This window comes from Comamonadaceae bacterium M7527 (assembly GCA_021044545.1).
Taxonomy (GTDB): domain Bacteria; phylum Pseudomonadota; class Gammaproteobacteria; order Burkholderiales; family Burkholderiaceae_C; genus RS62.
Genome location: CP087990.1, coordinates 708449 through 732816, shown reverse-complemented (window position 1 = coordinate 732816; position 24368 = coordinate 708449). Strand labels below are relative to the sequence as shown.

18 protein-coding genes and 1 pseudogene are annotated in these 24368 nt (G+C 56.2%); 11 read left to right on the top strand and 8 right to left on the bottom strand.

Features of this window, described 5'->3' with window-relative positions; all coding sequences use genetic code 11:
- Window positions 1-36 precede the first annotated feature (36 nt).
- Window positions 37-2107 (top strand): annotated as a pseudogene (gene ppk1, locus LN050_03435) (polyphosphate kinase 1).
- Here the strand turns inward: ppk1 and LN050_03430 are convergent.
- Window positions 2104-2703 carry a hypothetical protein gene (locus tag LN050_03430; GenBank protein UFS56908.1) on the bottom strand — a complete coding sequence of 200 codons (600 nt, stop codon included), beginning with the start codon at window positions 2701-2703 and terminating at the stop codon, window positions 2104-2106. The pseudogene ppk1 and the gene LN050_03430 sit on opposite strands and share 4 nt — an antisense overlap.
- A gap of 84 nt (window positions 2704-2787) precedes the next feature.
- Complete coding sequence (locus LN050_03425; protein UFS56907.1) at window positions 2788-4272, bottom strand: Ppx/GppA family phosphatase; 1485 nt, start codon at window positions 4270-4272, stop codon at window positions 2788-2790.
- A 243-nt stretch (window positions 4273-4515) separates the two neighbouring features.
- On the opposite strand from LN050_03425, the gene pstS reads away from it, so the two are divergent.
- From pstS to phoR, 7 genes are all read left to right on the top strand, one after another.
- Window positions 4516-5541, top strand: a complete 1026-nt coding sequence (gene pstS / locus LN050_03420) for a phosphate ABC transporter substrate-binding protein PstS (protein UFS56906.1) — start codon at window positions 4516-4518, stop codon at window positions 5539-5541.
- A 125-nt stretch (window positions 5542-5666) separates the two neighbouring features.
- Window positions 5667-6656: a phosphate ABC transporter permease subunit PstC gene (gene pstC / locus LN050_03415; protein ID UFS56905.1), complete on the top strand. Its 990-nt coding sequence runs from the start codon at window positions 5667-5669 to the stop codon at window positions 6654-6656.
- Window positions 6653-7513: a phosphate ABC transporter permease PstA gene (pstA, locus tag LN050_03410; protein ID UFS56904.1), complete on the top strand. Its 861-nt coding sequence runs from the start codon at window positions 6653-6655 to the stop codon at window positions 7511-7513. The genes pstC and pstA overlap by 4 nt, the downstream gene beginning before the upstream one ends.
- A 59-nt stretch (window positions 7514-7572) precedes the next feature.
- Window positions 7573-8361, top strand: a complete 789-nt coding sequence (gene pstB / locus LN050_03405; GenBank protein UFS56903.1) for a phosphate ABC transporter ATP-binding protein PstB — start codon at window positions 7573-7575, stop codon at window positions 8359-8361.
- 2 nt (window positions 8362-8363) lie between these two features.
- On the top strand, window positions 8364-9065 hold the full coding sequence (gene phoU, locus LN050_03400; protein ID UFS56902.1) for a phosphate signaling complex protein PhoU: 702 nt from the start codon (window positions 8364-8366) through the stop codon (window positions 9063-9065).
- Between the two features lie 103 nt (window positions 9066-9168).
- Window positions 9169-9891, top strand: a complete 723-nt coding sequence (phoB, locus tag LN050_03395; protein ID UFS56901.1) for a phosphate regulon transcriptional regulator PhoB — start codon at window positions 9169-9171, stop codon at window positions 9889-9891.
- Between the two features lie 64 nt (window positions 9892-9955).
- A complete protein-coding gene (phoR, locus tag LN050_03390; protein ID UFS56900.1) occupies window positions 9956-11272 on the top strand; it encodes a phosphate regulon sensor histidine kinase PhoR in 1317 nt (438 codons plus the stop codon).
- Window positions 11273-11277: 5 nt separating this feature from the next.
- On the opposite strand, the gene LN050_03385 is transcribed toward phoR, so the two are convergent.
- The 4 genes from LN050_03385 to trxA form a co-directional block, all read right to left on the bottom strand.
- Window positions 11278-13038 carry a hypothetical protein gene (locus LN050_03385; protein ID UFS56899.1) on the bottom strand — a complete coding sequence of 587 codons (1761 nt, stop codon included), beginning with the start codon at window positions 13036-13038 and terminating at the stop codon, window positions 11278-11280.
- 151 nt (window positions 13039-13189) lie between these two features.
- On the bottom strand, window positions 13190-13447 hold the full coding sequence (locus tag LN050_03380) for a type B 50S ribosomal protein L31 (GenBank protein UFS56898.1): 258 nt from the start codon (window positions 13445-13447) through the stop codon (window positions 13190-13192).
- A gap of 156 nt (window positions 13448-13603) precedes the next feature.
- Window positions 13604-14866, bottom strand: coding sequence for a transcription termination factor Rho (gene rho / locus LN050_03375; GenBank protein UFS56897.1), 1263 nt, complete (start codon window positions 14864-14866; stop codon window positions 13604-13606).
- Window positions 14867-15156: 290 nt separating this feature from the next.
- Window positions 15157-15489, bottom strand: coding sequence for a thioredoxin TrxA (trxA, locus tag LN050_03370; protein ID UFS56896.1), 333 nt, complete (start codon window positions 15487-15489; stop codon window positions 15157-15159).
- A 156-nt stretch (window positions 15490-15645) separates the two neighbouring features.
- Here trxA and LN050_03365 point away from each other — a divergent pair, with 156 nt between their 5' ends.
- Genes LN050_03365 through LN050_03355 form a run of 3 tightly spaced genes read left to right on the top strand, consistent with a single transcriptional unit; the run spans window position 15646 to window position 22480 of the window.
- A complete protein-coding gene (locus LN050_03365) occupies window positions 15646-18357 on the top strand; it encodes a PD-(D/E)XK nuclease family protein (GenBank protein ID UFS56895.1) in 2712 nt (903 codons plus the stop codon).
- On the top strand, window positions 18354-21704 hold the full coding sequence (locus tag LN050_03360; protein ID UFS56894.1) for a UvrD-helicase domain-containing protein: 3351 nt from the start codon (window positions 18354-18356) through the stop codon (window positions 21702-21704). Before LN050_03365 ends, LN050_03360 begins: the two co-directional genes overlap by 4 nt.
- A 56-nt stretch (window positions 21705-21760) precedes the next feature.
- Window positions 21761-22480: a DsbA family oxidoreductase gene (locus tag LN050_03355; GenBank protein ID UFS56893.1), complete on the top strand. Its 720-nt coding sequence runs from the start codon at window positions 21761-21763 to the stop codon at window positions 22478-22480.
- Between the two features lies 1 nt (window position 22481).
- On the opposite strand, the gene LN050_03350 is transcribed toward LN050_03355, so the two are convergent.
- Window positions 22482-22979 carry a DUF962 domain-containing protein gene (locus LN050_03350; GenBank protein UFS56892.1) on the bottom strand — a complete coding sequence of 166 codons (498 nt, stop codon included), beginning with the start codon at window positions 22977-22979 and terminating at the stop codon, window positions 22482-22484.
- Between the two features lie 239 nt (window positions 22980-23218).
- A complete protein-coding gene (locus tag LN050_03345; GenBank protein UFS56891.1) occupies window positions 23219-24088 on the bottom strand; it encodes a hypothetical protein in 870 nt (289 codons plus the stop codon).
- Window positions 24089-24368 lie beyond the last annotated feature (280 nt).

The window sequence follows — 24368 nt, the reverse complement described above, 5'->3', positions numbered from 1 at the left end:
GTCTTGATCAATGGTTGGACTGACTGAGTGAATTCAATGGCAACAAAAAAAACTGCCCATCTAAAAACTGCACCTCTATTGGACAGAGACGCCAGCTTGGTGGCGTTTAACGAACGGGTGTTTCACTGGGCAACACGCGCTGATATACCGCTGCTGGAGCGGCTGCGGTTTTTGTGCATTGTGTCGTCCAACTTGGATGAGCTGTTTGAAGTGCGCATGGCGCCACACCTGGCCAGCTTCGTAGGTGATGTCAAAAAATCATCGGCACGCACTGCCAGTTTTGAGTCGTTGACGACGCGTATACATGCGCTGGTCCAGCGTCAATATGCGGCATACAACAACGTGCTGATGGCAGAGCTGGCCGCACGCGGTGTCAAAGTGATCGCCCATGGCCAGCGCACTGTAGCGCAGCGAAAATGGGTTAAGCAGTACTTCGAGGCTGAAGTACAGCCACTGCTGATACCGGTGGGGCTTGATCCGTCTCATCCGTTTCCGCAGGTGGCTAGTAAAACGCTGAACTTTGTTGTCCGTCTCAAAGGTGCAGATGCTTTTGGCCGTGAAAACGAGGTTGCCATCGTAAAAGTGCCACGCTCATTGCCGCGTTTTATCGCGATGCCCGGGGTAAAAGGGCGCAAAGCACGCCTGTTTGTATCTATTTCCAGTGTGATTCGAGCGCACTTGTCTGACTTGTTTCCGGGGCGCCAGGTCACTGAGTTTTCGCAGTTTCGCGTTACCCGCCACTCAGACTTGGCGGTGGACGAAGAAGAGGTCAAAAACCTCAGAACGGCGCTGCGACAAGGGCTGCAACACCGCCACTATGGCCTGGCTACGCGCCTGGAGGTGTCTGCCGGTTGCTCGGAGTTTTTATCCGACTTGCTACAACAGCAATTCAGTATTCCCAGGCAAGCGCTGTTCAGGGTGCATGGCCCTGTGAACCTGGTGCGATTGAACCAGCTCATAGACATGCTGGACGAACCTACGTGGATGTTTCCCAAGTTCACCCCAGGCTGGCCCAAACAGCTCACACTTGGGCAACCCTTGTTTGATCGCATCACCAAGGGTGATGTGTTGCTGCACCAGCCGTTTGAAAGCTTTGACGCTGTGATTGAGTTGTTGCGCGAAGCGGTGTATGACCCCGACGTGTTGGCTATCAAGCAGACCATTTACCGCGCAGGTAAACACTCAGAACTCATGAAGTTGTTGCGTGAAGCCGTACGCAGGGGCAAAGAGGTAACGGCTGTTGTTGAACTCAAAGCGCGCTTTGACGAAGAGGCCAACATCAACTACAGCGAGTACCTGGAAGAGGTGGGGGCTCAGGTGGTGTACGGCGTGGTGGGTTTAAAGACACACGCCAAGATGCTGCTTATTACCCGGCGTGAAGGCAAGGCACTCAAGCGGTATGCACATTTATCAACGGGCAACTACAACGCATCTACGGCCAAGCTTTACACCGATTTGGCCATGATGACCGCAGATCCAGCGCTGACGCACGATGTTGACCAGGTGTTTTTGCATTTGGCCAGCGCCGTTTGCCGCAGTTGGCCAAAATTCAAATGGCACCGTTTCATTTGCAAAACGGCTTGCTGCAAAAAATTGAAGAGGTTGGCGCTGCTGCGCAGGCTGGCAAGCCTGCGCACATTGTGGCCAAAATGAACTCACTTACCGACGAGCGTTTGGCCAAGTCGCTGATGGCGGCAGCTCAAAAGGGCGCAAAAATCGACCTCATTGTGCGAGGCGCTTGTATTGTGCCTGCCCAGGCAGGGGGGCATGTCAAAACATTCGCTTGCGCAGCGTCATCGGGCGCTTTTTAGAGCACACCCGCGTTTATTACTTTCAGGCCGACCAAGCGCAAACAGTGTGGCTGTCTAGTGCCGATTTTATGAGCCGCAACATGCTTAGGCGTGTCGAAATCGCCTGGCCAGTGGACGATGAGCACCTTAGAGCGCGTGTGCTTGACGAGTGTCTGGGCCTATACCTTAGCGACACGGCCAACACGTGGGTGATGAACAGCCATGCTGAATACGAGCTGGTTGCGAAGGGCGCAGAACATGCCGCGCCCGTCGATGTCCACCAGACACTGATGCAAAAATACGGGCGCTTGGCTTAAGCTGTCTTGCCGCTGCTGCTGCTGGCGGCTACAGACGTTGCGGGCTGAGCTGCACGCGCCGTCGTGCGTTTGACCGCAGCGCGACGGGTGGTCGATACCCGTTTTGCCGTCGTTGGCGCTGACGTTTTGACCGGTGTCTTTACGGGTGTTTTGGCTGCCGTTTTTGCGGCTGTTTTCGCTACTGGCGTTGCGACCTGCGGTTTGGCGGCTTTAGCGCTGGCTTTATTACGTACTGGGGTTGCTCGCTTTGCAGGTGTTTTGGCCACGCTTTTGGCAATGGGCGAGTCAGCTTTGCTGGTTTTAGCCGTTGCTGTTTTGGTGACTGTTTTGGCCACTGGTTGGGCGGCAGCTTTGGCTGGGCGGCCTGTTTTTAAAGTCACCAGCTTAGCCAGTGCGACCTGCAGTCCAGCGGGGCTCATGCCAGCCAGGCAGGCGATGCCCGCGCGCAACAACTCACTTTTTTTCGCCTCTAGCCCGAGCTTGCGTGCGGTGAGTTTGAGTTGTTCAATTTGCGCATGCTCGTCACGCGGCATGGTGAAGCTGTCGCGAATGAGTTTGCTGTTCTTTTTGTCGTCTTTTTTGCTGGTTTTGGCCATGGTTTTCTCCAAGAGGGTTTACATGTATAAAGTATAAACCATTTATACCATTTATACGGTTTAACCTCTTGGCCATGTTTTGTGTCACATGCCGTCTATGTGAAGAGAGCAGTCTGTGCGTTCCCAATATTTCGATTCTTCATTGAGTAGCCACATCGACTGCGGGTAGTGTTGCGCCCATGTGGCGTTGAGCTTGAGGTTGAATGTGTCGTTTGCAATCTGCAGCCTCAAGTGTTTGAGTTCTGGAGGCTTTCGTGCATGGCACAACAAACACGCCAAGCGAAGACAAATGAGTTTGACGCGAAAGCTGGCATCGTCCAGCTGTGGTTCTACTTTGCGCAACTTGCCTCGTTGGCCCAGTACCAGTTGGCCCAGTGTGTGCAGCTCATCAATAGAAAAGCCGGGCGCGTCTGCGTGGCTTAGTACATAGGCGCCGTGCGTGGGTGCCTCGTTGTGCGACACGATGGCGCCAATTTCATGCAAACTGGCTGCCCATGCAAGACGTTTACGGGCTGGCAGGTTGGCGTCCTCCTTGCCATGGATTTGGTCAAAAAAGTGCAGGGCGGTCTGTTGTACAAGCGCGGCATGTGCCGCATCCACATTAAAGCGTTGCATCAGGTACTGCACGGTATGGTCGCGCAGTTGACCCACGCCGCCATCGCGCTGCACCAGGTCTTGCAGTGCGCCGTGGCGCAAAGCGCCTTTGGCCACCTGCATGGCGTCAATGTCGAACAATTCGAAAATGGCCTTTAGTACGCTCACCCCACCGCCAATAACAGGCTTGCGATCAGGTTTAACACCAGCGAGGTCAATGTCTTCTGTGGTTTTGCACTTGCACAGTCTGGCTATCAACCAATTGAGATCGGCGTGGGTGATACCCCCTTCACCGCGACCGTTGGCTTTGAGTACCTCAGCCACAGCGCCTACTGTGCCCGACGAGCCAAAAGCCAGTTGCCAGTTTGCGCGCTTAAACGTTGTTAGCGCCTCGTCCAGCAGGGCTTTGGCCGCAATGATTGCGTTGTTAAAGGCTTCAGGGTTGAGCTGGCCTTGAGGAAAGTAGCGTTGTGACCAAGACACACTGCCCACGCGGTAGGAGGCCAGTGCGCTGGATTCAAGGCCTACGCCCAGCATGAACTCTGTGGAGCGCCCACCAATGTCCACCACCAATCGCGGGCTTGGGTCGTCTGGTAAGTTGTGTGCGACACCTTGATAAATGAGCCTGGCTTCTTCGTGGCCGGCGATAACGTCTATTTCGAAACCCAGTAATGCTTGGCCTTTTGCAACAAATACGCCTCTATTGCTGGCTTCTCTGAGCGTTTGGGTTGCCACCGCGGTGACGTTTTCGGCGGGGAAATCTCTAATGCGCTCGCCGAACCTGGCCAAGCAATCCCAGCCTCTGGACATCGCCTGCGGGCTGAGTTCCTTGTCTTCGTTGAGGTCTGCGCCCAGTCTTACCGTCTCTTTGAGGTAGTCCACGCGTTCGATGTGGCCGTTGGTGAAGCGTGCCACTTCAAGCCTGAAACTGTTGGAGCCAATGTCTATGGCTGCGATTAGGTCGCCGTTGTTCATGTGATTGTTGTGCTGTGGTGCTGCGCATTGACGACGCAAAAGGGGAAGACGGTAGGGTTTGAGTATGACAATTTTGTGACTTTATACTGTTGCCTGGACCTAGTGGGTACGGAGAGGCCCTGGGCGCTTACCGATCGGGGCTCATTTGCAGCTTGTTCGTAATTTGTCATAAAACCGTCACATACCGCTTTTACAGTTCGCCTTGTGTTTGGTTCTAACACGTATTTTTTTGAGGTGATTCACATGACAAAGACGTTTTCCAAGTCCCTGCTGGCCGCGTTGATTGGCTCAGTTGTAGCCGTATCCGCCTTCGCACAAGATGTTACTGGCGCTGGCGCGTCGTTCCCGGCACCTATTTACGCCAAGTGGGCAGAGGCCTACAAGGCGGCCACCGGCAAGGCCGTGAACTACCAGTCAATTGGTTCCTCGGGTGGTATCAAGCAAATCAAGGCTAAAACGGTTGACTTCGGTGCTACCGATGCGCCCATGTCTGGTGACGAAGTTGCCAAACAAGGCATGGTCCAGTTCCCCGCCATCATTGGTGGTGTGGTTGCAATCTACAACGTTGAAGGTGTTGCATCAGGCACGCTCAAGCTGGACGGTCAAATGTTGGCCGACATTTTTATGGGCAATATCACCAAGTGGAACGATGCCAAAATTGCCGCGCTGAACCCCGGTTTGAAGTTGCCTAACCAGTCCATCACAGTGTCACACCGTGCCGATGGTTCAGGTACAACCTCAGTGTTTACCGAGTACCTGGCGATGGTGTCTAAAGAGTTTGCTGACAAAGTCGGTGCCGGCAAGGCTGTCAAGTGGCCTGCTGACGCCTCTGTGGGTGGCAAGGGCAACGCTGGTGTTGCTGCCAATGTGGGCAAGATAAAAGGCGCTATTGGCTATGTTGAGTACGCTTACGCCAAGCAAAACAGCCTGCCAGTCGCTTTGTTGAAGAACCTGGATGGCAATTACGTTGCGCCAAGTGGTGACAACTTTGCCGCTGCCGCTGCAGGTGCGAACTGGGCCGCCGCTCCAGGAATGGCTTTGTCACTGAACAATCAGCCAGGCGCCAACAGCTGGCCTATCACGACAGCTTCGTTCATCTTGATGTACAAAAAGCCTACAGATGCTGGCAAGTCAAAAGAAGCCCTGGCTTTCTTTGACTGGGCATTCAAGGACGGTGGCAAAATGGCCGATGACTTGGACTACGTTGCAATGCCTGCCAAGGCTACCGACTACATCCGCAAGTCAGTGTGGACAGAAATCAAGAACTAATCGGTTTTTGTAGCAAAGCTGGGTGCATGTGCACTCAGTTTTGTTTTTGAACAAGAGTGCGGTCAGGGTGTCTTGACCGCCATATTTGCAAGTTGGTCTGAATGACACAAATGCCCTCTAGTGCTATGGATGCCATGAACTCTTCGTCGTCATTGACGGAAGACGCCCGCATGGCCATTGTCAAGCGTCAGCGCTGGCAAGACTTCTTCTTCCATAAAATCACCATGTTGTTTGCACTGATGGTGCTGGTGGTGTTGGTTGGCATTATTGTCTCGCTCACCATAGAGGCTTGGCCCGCATTCAATGCTTTTGGTTTTGGTTTTCTAACCAAGGTTGAATGGGACATTGTCAATGACGACTTTGGCGCTGCGATTGCCATTTTCGGCACCATTGTCTCAGCCCTGATTGCCCTGGTCATAGCCGTGCCACTGAGTTTTGGTATTGCACTGTTTCTCACTGAAACCTGTCCTGTCTGGCTGCGCCGCCCGCTAGGTGTTGCCGTCGAGTTGCTCGCAGGTGTGCCGTCCATCATTTACGGCATGTTTGGCCTGTTTATTTTTGCTCCCATGTTTGCGGACTACGGCCAGCCGCTGTTGGCCGATACATTGGGCGCCATTCCTGTATTTGGTCACCTGTTCTCTGGTGCTCAAATTGGCCTTGGCATTTTGACGGCGGGACTGATTCTGGCCGTCATGGTATTGCCATTTATCGCGTCTGTCATGCGAGACGTATTTGCCATCGTGCCCCCGGTACTCAAAGAGTCAGCCTATGGCATAGGCTGCACCACCTGGGAGGTTGTAACGCGCATTGTCTTGCCTTACACGCGTGCAGGTGTGATTGGCGGCATCATGCTGGGCCTGGGCCGTGCACTCGGCGAGACCATGGCCGTGACCTTTGTGATTGGCAACGCCCACAAGTTGACCGGTTCGTTGTTTGGCTTGGGCAACTCCATTGCTTCCACGCTGGCCAACGAATTTGCCGAAGCCGATAGCGAGCTGCACATATCCTCTCTGTTTGCGCTTGGTTTGTTGTTGTTCATCATCACATTCGCGGTGTTGGCCGCTGCCAAATACATGCTGTCGAATCTGGAAAAAGCCCAAGGGAGCAAGACATGAGCATGATTGCGCAAAACCCCGGCGTCTACGCCAAACGCCGTCGCGCCAACACACTAGGCCTTGCGCTGTCCATGCTGGCCATGGTGATTGGCTTGGTAGCGTTGCTCTGGATACTGAGCGTGTTGGTGTACAAAGGTGCGGGCGCTATCAACCTGGACTTGTTCACACAGACAACGCCAGCGCCGGGCAGCCCTGGCGGCTTGGCCAACGCCATTGTTGGCAGTTTATTAATGGTGGCCGTTTGTACTTTGGTCGCTACGCCCATTGGTATCTTGGCGGGTATCTACCTTAGTGAATACGGCAGCACCAGCAAAGCCGCGTCTGTCACACGGTTTGTCACAGACATCATGTTGTCAGCGCCCAGTATCGTGATTGGCTTGTTTGTATACGCCCTTGTCGTGGCCCCCATGGGTAACTTCTCTGGCTGGGCGGGCTCTGTTGCGCTGGGTCTGATTGCCTTGCCAGTGGTGGTGCGCACCACTGAAAACATGTTGCGTTTGGTCCCCGCGCCGTTGCGCGAGGCTGCGGCTGCTTTGGGTGCGCCCAAGTGGAAGGTGTCTACCTCTGTGGTCCTGCGTGCGTCGAGCTCAGGCGTTGTGACCGGTATTTTGCTGGCCATTGCGCGCGTTAGTGGAGAGACAGCGCCGCTGTTGTTTACAGCCCTAAGCAACCAGTTTATGAGCACCGACATGTCCACGCCAGTGGCAAGCCTGCCAGTGGTGATTTACCAATTTGCCCTAAGCCCTTACGACGACTGGGTATCAATGGCATGGGGTGGGGCGCTGCTCATCACGTTTGCTGTACTGGCCATCAATATCGTGGCCCGCGTGTTGTTTAGAGACAAAGGCAATGGCTGATGTTTACGGATACATCCAATGCCCACAGCCCCCATACTGACCCAACTGAAGCAACTACCATGACGAATAATCAAACTGCAACACAGGCACCAGAAAAAATGGCGCTTGAGATCAAGAATTTAAACTTTTTTTACGGCAACTTTCAGGGCCTAAAAAACATAAATCTGGGTATTGCCGAAAAGAAGGTGACAGCGTTTATCGGCCCGTCCGGTTGCGGAAAGTCTACGCTGCTGCGGACGTTGAACCGCATGTACTCGTTGTACCCCGGTCAGCGCGCAGAAGGCGAGATCAATTTTTACGGCCAGAACATTTTGGATGCCAAGCAGGACTTGAACCTGTTGCGCTCACGCATTGGCATGGTGTTCCAAAAGCCAACGCCATTTCCAATGTCCATTTACGACAATATTGCGTTTGGCGTGCGCCTTTACGAGAACTTGTCGTCCAGCGAGATGGACGACCGTGTGGAGTGGTCGTTGCGCAAGGCTGCCATTTGGGATGAGGCCAAAGACAAACTGAGCCAAAGCGGCTTGTCATTGTCAGGTGGCCAGCAGCAGCGTTTGTGTATTGCGCGCAGCGTCGCCATCAAGCCGTCCATTTTGCTGCTTGACGAGCCTACCTCTGCACTGGACCCTATCTCTACCGCCAAGGTGGAAGAGCTGGTGCACGAGCTCAAGCAAGACTACACCATTGCCATCGTGACGCATAACATGCAGCAAGCTGCGCGCGTATCTGATTACACGGCATACATGTATTTGGGTGAGCTCATCGAGTTTGGAGACACCGAGCAGTTGTTCTTCAAGCCCAAGCGCACAGAGACGGAAGACTACATCACAGGAAGGTTTGGTTGATCATGAGCGGTAAACACATTTCATCCCAGTTCGACACCGAACTCAACGCCATTTCGACCCGTGTGATGGAAATGGGTGGCCTGGTCGAGGTGCAGTTGCGCGACGCCATCACTGCGTTGGCTGACATGGACAGCGAGGTGGCCCAGTCAGTGATTGAGCGCGAAGCGGAAGTCAATGACTTCGAGATTGAACTGGACCGCGATATCTCTTCCATTATTGGAAGGCGCCAGCCTACAGCTCGCGATTTGCGCTTGCTCATGGCCTTGTCCCGCACCACTGGCAACCTTGAGCGCGCTGGCGACGAGGTTGCAAAAATGGCCCGTATGGTGAAGTCCATTATTGCCAGTGGCGATGCGCGGTCTTTACCCATTTCAGAGTTGCGCACAGCCAGTGAGTTGGCGTCGCAGTTGTTGCGCAAGTCTCTGGATGCCATTGCCCGTTTGGACATTCATATGGCGTTGACCATCATCAAAGAGGACGACCTCATTGACCGTGAGTACAACGGCTTTTTGCGCAAGCTCATGACCTACATCATGGAAGATGCGCGCACGATTTCGCCGTCGCTGAATTTGCTGTTTTTGGCCAAGGCAGTGGAGCGTGTGGGTGACCATGCCAAAAACATTGCCGAGTCCACTATTTACGTGGTCAAGGGCGAAGACGTCAGACACGCCTCTGTCGAGAGCGTGGAGTCGTTGGTCAAGTGACCGCTGTGGCAAGCGCAGTCCAAGCCGCTTGCCATGCTCTGTTTTTCATAACAAGCAGCTTGCATGCCCCAACGGGCAGGCAGGGCTGCGTGCGAACTGCCTTATGAATCTGTCTTTGAATGCAACGCCTAGAGTGTTGGTGGTGGAAGATGAGCCCTCTATTGCGGAACTGATAGCGGTAAATTTACGCCACAACGGCTTTGAGCCTGTGATCGCGTTTGAGGGCGTGGCCGCTCAGCGCGAAATTGATGAGCAGCTGCCCGACGTGGTGTTACTGGACTGGATGCTGCCAGGCCAAAGTGGCGAGAGCCTGACTCGCAAATGGCGCGCAGCCGAGCGCACGCGTGATATGCCCATTGTGCTGCTCACCGCCAAGGGCGATGAGATGGACAAGGTGCAAGGCCTGAACGCTGGCGCTGACGACTATGTGACCAAGCCGTTTTCTACCCAAGAGTTGATTGCGCGTGTTAAAGCCGTACTGCGAAGGCGCGCACCCAGTGCGCCTGCCGAGTTGCTGCGTGTGGGGCATATCAGCCTGGATGTCTCCAGCCACCGTGTCAGTGTGGATGGTGAAGCTGTCAAAGTCGGCCCAACTGAGTTCAAGTTGCTGGCTCATTTGATGAAACACTCGGAACGCGTGCACTCCAGGGTGCAACTGTTAGACCAGGTGTGGGGCGATGATGTGGCTATTGAGGAGCGCACTGTGGATGTGCACGTCAAACGCTTGCGCGAAGCGCTTGGTGACTGGGGTGTGGCCGTAGAAACCGTCAGAGGTGCTGGCTACAGGCTTACGGCACAAGCCACGCTGGCTAAAAAGACGGCTTAAATTGTGTATCGAATCAGTGGCGGCAAGTGCTGATTAGCGCGATGTACAGGGCATAATCCGGCTCATGCTGTTGCGTTTGATTGAGTTGCTTGTTGCCGTTATTGTTGGTTGGATACTGACCCGCTTGTTGGGCTTGGGTGACACCGCAGCATTGCTGGGGCCTGTCGCAGGCGTTACCGCCTGGGCTGTGTGGGACGGCGTACGCGCTGCACGCGTGGCGCGCTGGTTGCAGTCTCGACGCTACAACGCCCCGCCCACGCTGTCTGGTGTGTGGGGCGACTTTATCGAGCGCTCGCGCAAGGCCTTCAAGCGGCTGCAGCGTAAATCTCAAGACAGTCAACGACGGCTTGACGAGTTCTTGTCGGCTATTCAGGCCTCTCCCAATGGCGTTATTTTGCTAGACGAGTTGGGCCGTATTGAGTGGGCCAACCAGTCTGCCAGCGATCACTTGGACATAGACGCTCAACGTGATGTGCGTCAATACATACGCAATTTGGTGCGCAACCCCAACTTTGCCAACTATTTGCAGCGTCAGCAGTATGACAAGCCTGTATTGCTGCCGGGTCCGGTTATCAACGGTGATACCCTGGCCGAGATATCCGTGCGCATATTCCCCTATGGCCAAGACCGCATGCTGATGCTCACCAACGATGTGACAGCGTTGAAGCGCGCAGAGTCCATGCGGCGTGACTTTGTGGCCAATGTGTCGCACGAGATTCGCACGCCACTAACCGTTATTCGAGGCTTTGTTGAAACCTTGCAGTCACTTGAGCTATCGCCTGCAGAGCAGCGCCATTACCTTGATTTGATGGGGCAGCAAGCTGGGCGCATGGACTCACTGGTGGCTGATTTGCTCACGCTGTCACGTCTGGAGGGAAGCCCTGTACCTGGCTGGCACGAGTGGTTTGACGCAGACGCTTTGTTGGAGCGCACGTTGACGGATGCGAAAGCCTTGTCATCTGTGACCAGCAAAACGGGGCAGGTGATTCAGCGCCTGGGTTTGTCAGGCGTGAGCTTGTCGGGCAATTTGAATGAGCTGACCAGTGCACTGAGCAACTTGGTGGGCAATGCGGTGCGCTACACGCCAGACGGCGGCGTAATCAGTGCGGGCTGGGAAATTGGTAGCGACGTGATCCGCTTTGTGGTGCGAGACACAGGGCCTGGTATTGCTCCAGAACACTTGCCGCGCCTGACAGAGCGCTTTTACCGCGTAGACCGCAGCCGCTCTCGCGAGACCGGTGGCACAGGTTTGGGACTGGCAATTGTGAAGCATGTGGCACAGCGTCACGGCGGTGAGTTACACGTTGCCAGTGTGGTGGGGCAGGGCTCCACGTTTTCAATCAGCTTGCCCCTAAAGCGCTACCGCAGCGCTGAGCAGTAACACTGTCAGTTGCCAATACGCTGGTAGATGTAAATCTTTTCCGATCGGTTGTTCAGCTGCCACACCTGTTGGCGCAAGGCCCATTGGGGTAGATCAACTATGGCGCCTATGCGGCTGACCGCGTCGCTGCTGACCAGCAGCACCGAACAGTTCTCGCCTGAGTTGCCGGGCTTAACCTCCAGGCGACCGTGGTAGCGCAGTGAGCTCAGTTGATCCTGGGACAGACCAATGGTGCGTACGCAAGACTTGTTATCCAGTACGGAGGCAATAGCTCTGGATACGTTGCCGTAACTCAAGCCGTGGTCCAGTAGTGGCATCCACAGCGTCATCAGCAACAGCCAGCACATGGTCGTGCCACCGGCAGACAGTACCAGGCTTTTCCACAAGGCGGGTACCACTGAGCGGGTGCGCCAGCGTATGAGTTGAAACCAAATGCCAGTTGCCAGCAAGGCGATTAAGGTGGGAATCGCTGAAAACTGAGGCTCAAAACCAGGCGCCAACCGCATCACGTTGGTGGCTGGCTGCGCCGGAAAGCCTGTGTGCATCGCCAACCACACCACCCACACAATAATGGCCGCGCCCGTAAAAAACAGCAACGCAAACCAGTCAATCAGCGCATTGGCTCGGCGCTTTAATGTGGGTAATGCAAAGCTGGCCAATACCGCCAGGCTTGGCAGCGCCAGCACAATGGAGCGCTCTGGACGACTGGAAGCCATAGCCACCATCACGGTGACCATGCTGAACCACAGTGGTAACCATACGTGTGCAGAACGCCAATGCGCGCGCCAACGCCATAGCGCCCACAAAGCCAGGGGGCCTGCGGGCCACACAAACCAGGACAGCAGCTTGAGCCAACGAAACCAGCCCAGCGACGGCTCAACCAGCCACAGGTACTGGTAGGCGTTGCCGTAAATGGGCAGCTGCAAGTGCAAGGCAATGGCGACTGCAGCCGTGGACAATGCCACCAATATCGATACAACAGCTAGCCAAGTGCCGTACGCTGGTGTGGTGCTTGCGGGGTTGTAGGTGCCAAAGTCTGGCTCTGTACGGCGCTGCAGCGCCAACTGGCTGTTGAACAACAGGCACAGGCCAACGCTTGTTGCCATGACACTGGCCAGTAGGCTTTGCCCGCTCAGCGCCAGGCCCACAACGGCGATTGGCCAAGCTATAACGGCGCGCCAGCGATTGGGATGTCTGGGCGCTATCCATGCGCTGGCGCTCCACAGCATGAGCGCGACAAAACCAAGGCTGGCCAGATCCGCCGTGGTTTCGTGCCCCATGCGGGCCAAGCCCAGGCAGGCCAGTAGCATCAGCAAGCCTGCGTCAGCCATGGCGCGTGCGTAGTCAGAGCGTTTGGCTTGCCCGCCAAATGCAAACACCACTGGCTGGGCCATGGGTAGATGGGCCAGCTGGTAGACGCTGTACCAAACGCTGGCCATGGTCAGGCCAAGCAGCATGGCAAAGGGTATGCGCGCAGCAAACTCGGCGTCAACAATACCGAAAAACTTGATACTCAGCGCGCCCAGCCAGTAGGGTAGCAGCGCCAGCGTGTCTGGCAGTTGGCTAAACACGGTGGGTGTCCACCAGTTGCTGTCGCCCTTGGCCAGCGACAGCATGACGCCAAAACTGGCACCGTCCTGAACCTTCCAGGATTCACGCCCAATAAAGCCAGGCAACACATACAGCAGTGAAAACAGCACCAGGGCCCAACGGGGTAGACGCCTGACGGCTGATTGTGTGACGAGTGCTGGCGAGGGTATGTTCATGTGTTGCAGGTGGCACTGTTATCGTGTGTGCCATCTTAGTGTGCACAAACAAAAACAGCCGGGTTTACCGGCTGTTTTTTGAAGAGCAGTCTGACACAAACTGGCAGGCTGCTCAATGGGACTAGCCCGGCTAAACCACAGGGTGGGCCAATTACTTGGCTGTGCGGTTTGCGTAGCGGTTGCGGAAGCGCTCCACGCGACCACCCATGCTGTCCACGCTCTTTTGTGTACCCGTGTAGAAGGGGTGTGACTCGCTAGAGGTTTCCAGCTTGAACAAAGGCATTTCGCGGCCATCGTCCAGCTTGATGGTCTCTTTGGTGGACGCTGTTGAGCGTGTGATGATCTGGAAGCCATTGGACTGGTCCAAGAAGCAAACTTCGCGGTATTCGGGGTGAATGCCTTCTCTCATGTCGTATCTCTTTTCAAAGGTTCAGTTGCGACAGCCTTGACCAGCGACATTGCCAATCACACTTTTCGCGAAAAAGTAAATCGTATGTGGGTGACAAAGCCCATTAAACGGGGTTTGTTCCAAATAGCCTGCAATTATCGCATGAAATCAGGTGTCTTAGCCACCGCGACGCATCATGTCAAAGAACTCTGAGTTGTTCTTGGTGGCTTTCATGCTCTTGAGCACCATTTCCATGGACTCGATCTCGTCCATGTTGTACATGAACTGGCGCAAAATGCGCGTTTTCTGCAGGATTTCTGGTGGCAGCAGCAGCTCTTCGCGGCGTGTGCTGCTGCGGTTGAGCTGGATAGACGGGAATACACGCTTTTCGTACAAGCGGCGGTCCAGGTGAATTTCGGAGTTGCCTGTGCCCTTGAATTCTTCAAAAATCACCTCGTCCATGCGGCTGCCGGTGTCAATCAGGGCTGTAGCGATGATGGTGAGCGAGCCACCTTCTTCGACGTTGCGTGCTGCACCAAAAAAGCGCTTGGGGCGCTGCAAGGCATTGGCGTCAACACCGCCGGTGAGTACTTTGCCAGAAGAGGGCAGTACGTTGTTGTAAGCGCGGGCCAAGCGGGTAATCGAGTCCAGCAGGATCACCACGTCTTTTTTGAGCTCAACCAGGCGTTTGGCGCGCTCAATCACCATTTCGGCCACGTGTACGTGGCGCGCTGCCGGTTCGTCAAAGGTGGATGCAATGACTTCGCCGCGCACGGTGCGTTGCATCTCTGTGACTTCTTCAGGGCGCTCGTCAACCAGCAACACGATCAGTGTCACGTCCGGGTTGTTGGCCGTGATGGCGTGAGCCATGTGCTGCATCATCACGGTTTTGCCGCTCTTGGGCGGTGCTACCAGCAAGGCGCGCTGGCCTTTGCCAATGGGCGCGATGATGTCAATGATGCGGCCTGTGATGTTGTCTTCAGACTTGGTGTCGCGCTCTAAGCGCATGTGCTCTTTGGGGAACAACGGCGTCAAGTTCTCAAACATGATCTTGTGCTTGTTGTCCTCTGGGGGCAAGCCGTTGATCTTGTCCAGCTTGGTGAGTGCAAAGTAGCGCTCGCCGTCTTTGGGGGTGCGCACTTCGCCCTCGATCATGTCGCCTGTGTGCAGGTTGAAGCGGCGAATTTGGCTGGGCGAGATGTAAATGTCGTCTGTGCTGGCCGTAAAGCTGGTGTCGGGCGCGCGCAGAAAGCCAAAGCCGTCGGGCAGTACTTCCAGTACACCGTCAGCGAACACTTGTTCACCGCCGCGTGCACGCTTTTTGATGATGGCAAACATCAGCTCTTGTTTGCGCATGCGCCCGGTGTTTTCAATTTCCAGTTCGTCCGCTTGTTTGAGGACTTCAGAAATGTGCAGGGCTTTGAGTTCAGATAAATGCATGTTGGGTCAAACCTGTTGCAGGTTGGTATCGGTCGGTCGGTGTGGGGGCAAGGGCTAGAAAAGCGCCTGTAAGTGTTGGGGTGAGGCTAGCCTGATGGTGGGCTTAGCTTGCCAAGATTGTTGCTTGACAGTGTTCACTGCTACCGGGCCGTGTCAGGCCAAGCCGTGGAACAGCGCTAATGATAGCAGCAAATAGCCCCGTCACTCATGAATGTGTGCCGCACAACAAAAAAGCCCCAGCCGTTTGGAGGCGTGGGGCTTTGGTGAGCAGGAAACCGGTTGATTGGTAATCAGGCCAGTTGCTCGTCAACAAATTCAACCAATTGTGCTTTGCTCAGGGCGCCGACTTTGGTGGCTGCCAACTGGCCGTCCTTGAATACCATCAGGGTGGGAATGCCACGAATGCCAAACTGGGCTGGCACACCGCGGTTATCGTCGACATTGAGCTTTGCAATGTCTAGCTTGCCCTCGTAGCTGGTGGCTACCTCGTCCAGAATGGGGGCAATCATCTTGCAAGGACCACACCACTCGGCCCAAAAGTCAACCAAAACGGGTTTGGTAGATTTCAACACGTCTTGCTCAAAAGTGGCATCCGAGACGTGCTTGATGAGTTCGCTGGCCATTGTGTATATCCTCTTTGGTTAAGTAATCAGGTGCAGGCTGCACACGCAACATAATTGTGACAGAAACAGCCCATTCAAGTGTCGCGCCAGTTTTGTGTCATCAACAAGCCGCCGAAGCCACCATGCACAGCCAAATAGCCTTTTAGCGTACCAACCATGAATGAACCCACAAGCAACACAGCGAGGCCTGCATGGCAATGGCAGCCTTGCATGCTGGCATTAGACAGTTGGATACGCCATGGGCAATGGCAGCCCAGTGAAGTGGTGGTGCTGGTACCGTTTGCACAAATGATGGGGGCTGCCAGGCAGGCTTGGGCGCAGGCCTTTCCGACCAGTTTTGTGCCCAGGTTTGAAACCACGCGCAATTGGGCCAACAGGCTTGAAGCCTTTACCCCAGGGCCAGAAGACTTGAGCCTGGACGCCGCCCACGACGCTGCAGTGAGCGCGGCCATGTTGGCGAGCATTGCGTTGCCGGGCTTGGATCATGCGTGGCGGCAAACCTTGGCCCCGCAGTTGTTCAGCGCGGCGCAATCCCTGGCCAGTGTTGTGTGCGCCGTTGCGCCGCAGCAGCGACAGGCTTGGTTGCACAGCAAGCAAGCTGAATTGGCATTGGGAGCCGGTGATGGTTTCAACAAATGGGAGTCGCTGTTGGCGACCTTGGCACTCAACTGGGCCGCCAGCAGCGGCTATGCCACCGATGTGTTGTGGCAACCGGTGGCTGCCAGCAGTTGCAAGGCGCTGGCTGTGCTGCCGGGTTTGCAAGTCGATGCGCTCAGCGAGGCACTGCTAAGCCATTGGCAGCACCAGTTGGGAGAGCAGGCCACCACTGTGTTGCCAACGCTGCAGCCCGCCTTGGGTGACAGGCCAGCTGCAAAAGTCTATGAGGCACTGGACGCACAAGACGAAGCCAGCCTCGCCGCCGCTTGCGTGCTGGCGCACCTGGAGGCCGGGCGTGTGCCGGTGGCTATCGTGGCGCAAGACCGCTTGCTGACCAAACGCATACACGCGCAACTGCAAACAGCCGGTGTTGACTGGCGTGATGAGACAGGTTGGATGCTGTCCACCACGCCTATTGCTGCGTTTTTAATGGCTTGGCTGCAAGCCAGTCATGCCAGCGCCACGAGCAACCAGTTGTTGGATGTTGTCAAAGCCGCTCCGCTGTTTGCCACGCCTTCTTATTCGGCGCAACTGGATGAGTGGGAGGCGCAGCTGCGCAAGCTGCAGGTGCGCAGCGCTGACAAAGCGCTGTTACTGCTGGACTCATGGTCTGAGCGTGGGGAGGTCAAGCCGGGGGCGCAAGTGCTGCGTGGCTGGCTATCGCTGGCGCGCCAGCAAACGCCAGACCAATGGCGTGAAGCCGTGCTGACGTTGTTGGTTGGCAGCGCGTGGTTGCAGCATTGGCCAGACGATGACGCCACACAGCAAGTGTTGCGTATGCTGCGCTTGGATGAAACCCTGCTGGCTGTAGATGCGCTGCCCAGTGACTTATCCGACGCGGTGCTGCCATGGTCGGTGGCTTTGGCGCCACTGTGGCAGCGCATGTCTGTGCATACTTTTACAGCATGGTTGCGCAGTGCCTTGGAGGGAGGCAGCTACAAGCCGCCTTACGTGGGGCGTATTGAGGTGTCTGCCTTGCCCATGGCGCAGTTGCTGGGCCGGGAAGTGGGCGCTGTGGTGATTGCTGGCTGTGATGCCAAGCACATGCCCGCCTATGTCAGTGCTATCAATTTGTGGACACCAGAGCAACAGGCCATATTGGGCTTGCCGCAAGCCAGTGCGCAAACCCAGGCCGCGCTGGACGCCTGGTGTATGGCCACCACCGCGCCCGTGTTGGATGTGTTGTGGCGATGCACAGACGGCGACCAGGCCCAACTGGCCGCACCGTGGTTGGCGTTGTCGCAGTCAGCTGGCGTTGACCACACAGATCTGCCAAGCCCTTGGCTGATACGCAGAGGCTGGGAGGCGGGCCAGGATGCTCGCGCTATTGATATGCAGACCAGCCTTGGTACCAAGCAACCAGCACCCGTGTTGGCCCACCACACGCCCAAGCGTTTGTCTGCCAGTGCCTATCAGGCGTTGCGCGACTGTCCCTATAGGTTTTTTGCCATGCAAGGTTTGCGCTTGTGGGAGAGCGCCGAGCTGGATGAGAATGTGGGCGCCAAAGACTTGGGCAACTGGCTGCACAAGGTCTTGCAGTTGTTTCACGAGGGCCGTACCGCCAGCAAGGCCAACGCCCAAACAGATGCAGCCACACTGGACACCTTGGCTGCGCAAGTGCGCAGTGACATGGGGTTTGAGGCAGCACAGTTTTTGCCGTTTGATGGCAATTGGGAGCAATTGCGTGACGGCTACTTGAGCTGGCTGCAAAGCCATGAGGCGCAGGGGTTTGTGTTTGATCAGGCAGAGCGCCACATGCAACGCATGCTGTCTGACGAACAGGGCGAGGCCGTCACCATCACGGGCACCATTGACCGCATAGACCACCATTCAGACAGCGGTGCATGTGCTGTGTTGGACTACAAAACCGAGCGTTTGGACAAAACCAGGAAACGTGTCAAAACGCCACTGGAGGACACGCAGCTGGCTTTTTATGCCGCGCTTATGCAGCCAAACCTGAGCGATGGTGTGGACTTGCAAACCGGCTACCTCAACATTTCAGGCCAGGACAGCAAGGGTGCAGGGGCTACGCAGCTGGTGGCACAAACTGCATCGACAGAACTCATGGAAACCATGCTGCAAGGCGTTGTTGTGGATATCCGGCGTTTGCAAAGTGGCCAGGCGCTGAACGCTTTGGGCGATGGCGTGGTGTGTGAATACTGCGCTGCGCGTGGTTTATGTCGCAAAGATTTTTGGGCGCAAGCGTCATGAATACACCAGCCCATCAACCCCTTAGCTACACCGTAAACAGCGTGCCCGTTGCGCCTGCCGCCTTTTACCGCATAGCCTGCCACCCCCAGCGCCACGTAGTGGTAGAAGCTTGTGCCGGCGCGGGCAAAACGTGGATGTTGGTGGCGCGCATTGCGCGCGCGCTGCTCAACGGCACAGAGCCGCAAAACATACTGGCCATAACCTTTACAAACAAGGCCGCCGCAGAAATGCGTGGACGCGTGGTGGCGTTGCTTCAAGAATGGGCCCAGCACGACGAGGCAACGCTGCGTAGCGAGCTGTTGGCCAGAGGCCTGTCTGAGGCAGAGCTGACCCCAGAGCTGCTACGCCGCGCCAGCGGCTTGCACGCTGAAATATTGGCGGGGCGCGGCGTGGGTATTCGTACCTTTCACGGCTGGTTTGCCAGCTTGCTGCGCATGGCGCCGCTGTCGCTGATGCAAAGCCTGGGGCTGCCGTCTCCTTACGAGCTGTTGCAAGACGACGCCGAGGCCATGGCCTTGGTGTGGCCGCACTTTTACAGGGCCGTTCATGCCGATGAGCAGCTGCTGGCTGACTTTCGCCATGCACTGGCGACCAGCGGGCGCAGCAACCTCAACGAGGCGTTGGTCAACGCACTGGGCAAACGCGTTGAAATTGGTTTGGCCTCACCTGATGCCTTGTTGCACGGTGTCGCCAGCCTGGGCGAAACCGTGCCAGCGTTTGCCAACTGCACCAACTTGCAAAAGCCCTTGGAGCACATGCCTGGCATGGCCCAAGCAATTCGTGATGCGGCCATGTCCATGGGGCGCAGCGGTAACGCTGCCGCCACCAAGGCAGCGACTGCCCTGGGTGCGGCGCTGGACAACGCGGATATGCACGCTGCAGCCAAAGTGCTGCTGACCAGCGACGGCAAGCCCAGGAAGAGTGGCCTTAAAGCGCCGAACCCAGAGCTGGTGCAAGCCGCGCAAGAGTGGGCGCAGCACTGGCAGCAGGCGTTGCACCAAGCTGCTTGTATAGAACATCAGCAGCGCATGGCCCGTTTGTCTTTGTGCCTTATTGACTGCTTCACCGCGCTCAAACGCCAGCGCGGCTGGGTCGACATGAACGACATCGAGATGGCCGCTAGCAAGCTGTTGGCTGATTCTGAGCTCAGCGCCTGGGTGCAGCAGCGCCTGGATGCCAGCGTGTCGCAGCTGCTGATTGATGAGTTTCAAGACACCAACCCCATGCAGTGGCGTGCTTTGCTGTCGTGGCTGGAAGGCTATGTGGGCGCAGGTGGCGGTAACGTGCCCTACGTCTTTATTGTGGGTGACCCCAAACAGTCTATTTACAGATTCCGCCGCGCTGAGCCGCGCGTTTTTCGGGCTGCGACTGAGTTTGTTGCGCTGGCGCTGGGTGGCGATGTGCTGGCTTGTGACCACACAAGGCGCAATGCCACCAGCGTGGTGCAAGCGCTGAACGCGGTGATGTTGCCCCAAGCCGATGTATGCGATCAAGCGGATGAAGAGGATGAGGCGGAGGTCGCAGCAGCTGCTGCGCAAGCGCCATTGTTTCGCACGCATACCACCGATAAAAAGACGGTAGGCGCGGTACTGGCCTTGCCGTTGATTGATCCAGAGCTTGACGATGCGGCGGACGAAGTGGATGCAGCTGGCGAGGTGCACGAGTGGCGCGACAGTTTGTTGTCGCCCAAAGTGGTGGCAGAGGAGAAGCGCGTCGCGCTTGAAATACAGCAAGCCGCGCAGTGGGTAGCCCACAAGGTATCCAGCGGTGAGGCGGCGCAGAACATCATGGTGATAGCGCGCACCAATGCCCGCTTGGGCATGATGCAGTCGTCGCTGTCTGCCTTGGGTATTGCGTGCGCACAACCAGAGAAGTCCACCCTGATTGACAGCCCGGCGGTGGCCGATGTGGTGGCGTTGCTGGACGCCCTCATTTCACCAAACAGTGATTTGGCGTTGGCCCGCGCACTGCGCTCGCCCTTGTTTGGTGCGACTGATCAGGATTTGCTGTGGTTGTCTGTGGTTGCCAAGGGCGATGCACCAAGCGGTTCATCCATGAGTTGGCGTGCCGCTTTGCACAGCGCATGCGGCAACACTGACGCGCCTGATCAGGCGCAGCAGTGGGCAAGCACGCTAGACCACATGAGCACTTGGCTGCGTGAGTTGACGTTGGTACAACTGCTAACAACCATTTATGAGCACTGTGACGTATTGGCAGCCTATGCAGCGGCGGTTCCGCCTGCCATGGTGGGCGCCACGCATGCCCAGCTTCTGGCATTACTGGATGAGAGTCTGGCGTTAAATCAGGGCCGCTTTGTGACGCCTTACCAGTTTGTGCGCGCTGTCAAAGCCGCCACCAGCAAGCGCGCTTGGCCAACACCACCCAATGCAGTGCAGCTGCTCACCGTGCACGGCGCCAAAGGCCTTGAGGCGTCTTGCGTGCTGTTGCTAGACACACACGCTCCTGCCAAAAAAGCCCAGACCATGTCCATGCTGGTGGACTGGCCCAGTGACGCAGCCGCACCCAAGCGCGTGGTGTTTGTTGCCCGGGAAAAGCAGCCCCCCATTTGCGCTCAAGGCCTGCTGGCGAGCGACCAACAGGCCAGAGCTGTAGAAGAAAACAATGCCTTGTACGTGGCTATGACCCGCGCGGCCGACGAGCTGGTGCTGTCTGCGCACAGTCGCGCTGGCAACAAAGATGACAGCTGGTGGTCGCGTTTGGTAACACACGCGCAAACCGTGACCGTTGCGCAAACCGATGACCCAAACGACGCGACTGCGCAAGCACACAACGCGCCAGTGGCCATCAAGCGGCTACCCAAATGGCATGCGCGCCCAGTGTTTGCAGATGGCGCACCCCCCGCAAAGCCTGTTGCTGAGCAAGAAGAAAGCGCACGCCTGGGGCAGGCCATGCACCAGTTGCTTGAGTGGCTGCCGGCCAAGTTGGATGCCGCTGCAGACCCATGGCACCCAGAGCAACTACAGCGCGTACAACGCAATTGGCAGCTCAGCGGCGAAGCGCTTGAGCTGGCGCATCAATGGGCTTGCAATATTGTGCGAGGTGAGGGTGCCTGGGCGTGGCAGGACAGCATTGTTGGTTTTGCTGGCAACGAAGTCGACATCATGGTTGACGGCACGTTGATGCGCCTGGATAGATTGGTACAACGCCGCGACACCAAGGAGTGGTGGGTGCTTGACTTCAAGTCCAGCCGCCAGCCGCAGCTAGACCAGACCTTGCTGCGTCAGCTTGACACTTATAGGGCTGCAGTGGCGGCCATCTACCACAGTCAGGAGGTGCGCAGCGCTTTCCTCACCGCCAGCGGGGCGCTGATAGAGCCCGCACAATGAGGCCATGGGTCTAACAGCCCACATCACACGGCAGCACTACTTTTTGAGGACTTGTTTTGAACCCAGCCGACTCTGCAACCAGCCTTGGCGCAAGCAGCACCACACTTCACATCACCGTTGTGTCTGACGTGGTGTGCCCGTGGTGCTTTATTGGTAAACGCCACCTTGAGCAAGCTTTGGCCTTGTATGCCAGCAAATACCCCGAGCGGGCCAAGCCCCAGGTGCAGTGGTCTGCGTTTCAGCTCAACCCCGACATGCCACTGGACGGCATGCATAGAGCGGCCTATGTGCGCAACAAGTTTGGAGACCGCGCGGATGAGGTCCTGCAGCGCATGGCAGATGCCGGGCGCAACGCCAACATTGAATTTGCCTTTGACCAGATCACCCGCCAACCCAACACGCTGGGCATGCAGGCCTTGATTGCCTCGGCCACCACTGCGCAGCAACAGGACATGGTGGTACAGGCCCTGTTTGACGCCTACTTTTTGAAGGGCCTGGACCTGACCAACGATGCAGTGGTTCAGCAAGTGATGCAGCCCACCGGTCTGACTGCAGAGGTGGTTGCTCAATGTTTGGTAAAAGGCGGGCCAGCTCAGCAAGCGGCGCTGCAAGCAGCTCAACAATGGCGCAGCATGGAGGTGCAGGGCGTGCCGCTGTTTGTGTTTCAAAACAAGTGGGCCGTGTCTGGCGCGCAGCCGCCAGCCGGCTTGCTAGAGGCCATGGAGCACGCGCTGGCGCAGCCAGTGGAACCAGCGCACCCAGCGCAAGAGGCTTAGCTCAGTACGGCAAGCCTAGCTTGCGGTACACAAATGACATCAGCCAAGCCGGGCCTATCAGCAAAAACTGTATGTCTTTAAAAAACGAAGGCTTTTTGCCCTCAATCTTGTGCCCGATAAATTGGCCTACCCATGCCAATACAAATACGACGGCAGCAAACCACCCCAGGCTGATAGTGCGCGTGGCCTCAAACCAGTAAATGCTTGCTGCGCACGCCGCACTCACCAAGACCAGCCCAGCAGCCAGTTTGGCAGACAACAGCAAGTAGTAGGCAATGCTGGCCACTATGGCCAGCCACATCCAGTTCAAACCCAACGCCGCACCCAAGGCATAGGGGTAAGGCAACAAGTAAAAACCCGCAAAAACGCACCACGTAATCGCTGGCACACAAAGCCAGTGAATACGCTTGTTGGTCACATTGAGGTGGCTCTCGCCGTACTCGCTCAAGAGTGCATCTATACGTCGTGTAGTGATGGCGGAAGTATCTAGTGGGTCCATTGGCGTAACCTTAACCTGCTTACAAGTGAACAGATACTACCGCTTGGTGCCAGCCTTGCAAGTTGGTCGAACTCTGAGTCTTTAGGGCTAGCGACGCTGCGTTACAGCTGGCCTGGATTTGCCGCATTGCCTTTACGGCCCGTATAACGCTTAGTCATGAGCCCACTTGTGTAGGGCAGTCCCCCAGCGGTGCTGTTTGGTATGAAAAAGAATTGATGGCATTGGTCCCTGGGTGTCAGCTACATTGCCGCAATTACATTCAGCGTGTCGCTGATGAAAAGGAATGCGGCAAGCGTCATTAGGATTTGCCTGGTAACCGATCGCCAATCAAATTCCTCCAGCTTCCGCGTTGCGCGAGCCCGACAATAAACAAGTGCGGCCATAAGCAAAAGAGCCGATGGCAACTGTGCCGGCCGGATTCCGGTAATGACAAGCATCGTGAGGATGGTGTAAATGGTCCCGGCTAGAACCATTAGGATTCGCTCGATGGCCAATTGCCAACCAAAATCCTCGAGAGGGTACGTCGTGCGAAACCACCGCAGACCAAGCGCAGCCACCATATAAACCGCGTACGGCGACCGTAACAGATGCAGATCCTCGACGAGCGCTGTCATGAGGAGGATGAGGATGAGGATGGCCAATGAAATGGCTGCCGCAGGGACTATCAGGATTTTCTTGATGACCAATAGCCAATCAAACTCATCCCGCAGCCGTTTCGAACGTCCCTGCCAAAGAATAAGCGCAGCCCCCAGCAAAATAGCCAACGGTGACTGTGCCAGCCGCAGTACGACATCAAGGCCGGCCACCATAATGATGATGGTGATGATGAGAATGGTTCCCACCAGGACTATCAGGAGTTGCTTGATGACCGATTTGAGCCAGGTAAACACCGCGAGCGGGCGTGTCGCGCGACTCCTCCGCAGACCAAGTGCAGTCACCAGCACAAGCGTAAATATGGAAATAGACGCCGGGATGAGTTCGTCTAGGCGGTGGTAGCTACTCATGTATTCATCGATGAATGCAGCGGAGGTAAGCGCGAGTGGCACCGCTGGCACCATGGTTAGAAGCAGCCTAACCTTGCGCGATAAAAGTGATTCTAAAGAATTCATATCAATAACTTAATAGGCCAAAATAGCCATCTTAAGTTATCAAATACAGTGGTTTTGTGTGAGAGTTGAGGATTCCCAACACAGGGGGTAGCGTGCAGCCCACCACTGATGACGACAAATCTTGCCGTAGGCACCCCAGAGATCATTTGGAATCAAGACGCGGACGCATTAACGTGCGCCTCGAAGGTTCAGACCTTCGACCTGTGTCGTGTCGATTTCATCGACCTAGTTGGGGAGGAAGTGATACAGCCAACTGCCACAACGAAGGCAACTTAGGTCC

Bases quoted from the DNA above. Each gene is read 5' to 3' on its own strand.
- LN050_03430 (UFS56908.1), bottom strand. From the start codon at position 2,703: ATGGCCAAAACCAGCAAAAAAGACGACAAAAAGAACAGCAAACTCATT.
- LN050_03425 (UFS56907.1), bottom strand. From the start codon at position 4,272: ATGAACAACGGCGACCTAATCGCAGCCATAGACATTGGCTCCAACAGT.
- pstS (UFS56906.1), top strand. From the start codon at position 4,516: ATGACAAAGACGTTTTCCAAGTCCCTGCTGGCCGCGTTGATTGGCTCA.
- pstC (UFS56905.1), top strand. From the start codon at position 5,667: ATGGATGCCATGAACTCTTCGTCGTCATTGACGGAAGACGCCCGCATG.
- pstA (UFS56904.1), top strand. From the start codon at position 6,653: ATGAGCATGATTGCGCAAAACCCCGGCGTCTACGCCAAACGCCGTCGC.
- pstB (UFS56903.1), top strand. From the start codon at position 7,573: ATGACGAATAATCAAACTGCAACACAGGCACCAGAAAAAATGGCGCTT.
- phoU (UFS56902.1), top strand. From the start codon at position 8,364: ATGAGCGGTAAACACATTTCATCCCAGTTCGACACCGAACTCAACGCC.
- phoB (UFS56901.1), top strand. From the start codon at position 9,169: ATGAATCTGTCTTTGAATGCAACGCCTAGAGTGTTGGTGGTGGAAGAT.
- phoR (UFS56900.1), top strand. From the start codon at position 9,956: ATGCTGTTGCGTTTGATTGAGTTGCTTGTTGCCGTTATTGTTGGTTGG.
- LN050_03385 (UFS56899.1), bottom strand. From the start codon at position 13,038: ATGAACATACCCTCGCCAGCACTCGTCACACAATCAGCCGTCAGGCGT.
- LN050_03380 (UFS56898.1), bottom strand. From the start codon at position 13,447: ATGAGAGAAGGCATTCACCCCGAATACCGCGAAGTTTGCTTCTTGGAC.
- rho (UFS56897.1), bottom strand. From the start codon at position 14,866: ATGCATTTATCTGAACTCAAAGCCCTGCACATTTCTGAAGTCCTCAAA.
- trxA (UFS56896.1), bottom strand. From the start codon at position 15,489: ATGGCCAGCGAACTCATCAAGCACGTCTCGGATGCCACTTTTGAGCAA.
- LN050_03365 (UFS56895.1), top strand. From the start codon at position 15,646: ATGAATGAACCCACAAGCAACACAGCGAGGCCTGCATGGCAATGGCAG.
- LN050_03360 (UFS56894.1), top strand. From the start codon at position 18,354: ATGAATACACCAGCCCATCAACCCCTTAGCTACACCGTAAACAGCGTG.
- LN050_03350 (UFS56892.1), bottom strand. From the start codon at position 22,979: ATGGACCCACTAGATACTTCCGCCATCACTACACGACGTATAGATGCA.
- LN050_03345 (UFS56891.1), bottom strand. From the start codon at position 24,088: ATGAATTCTTTAGAATCACTTTTATCGCGCAAGGTTAGGCTGCTTCTA.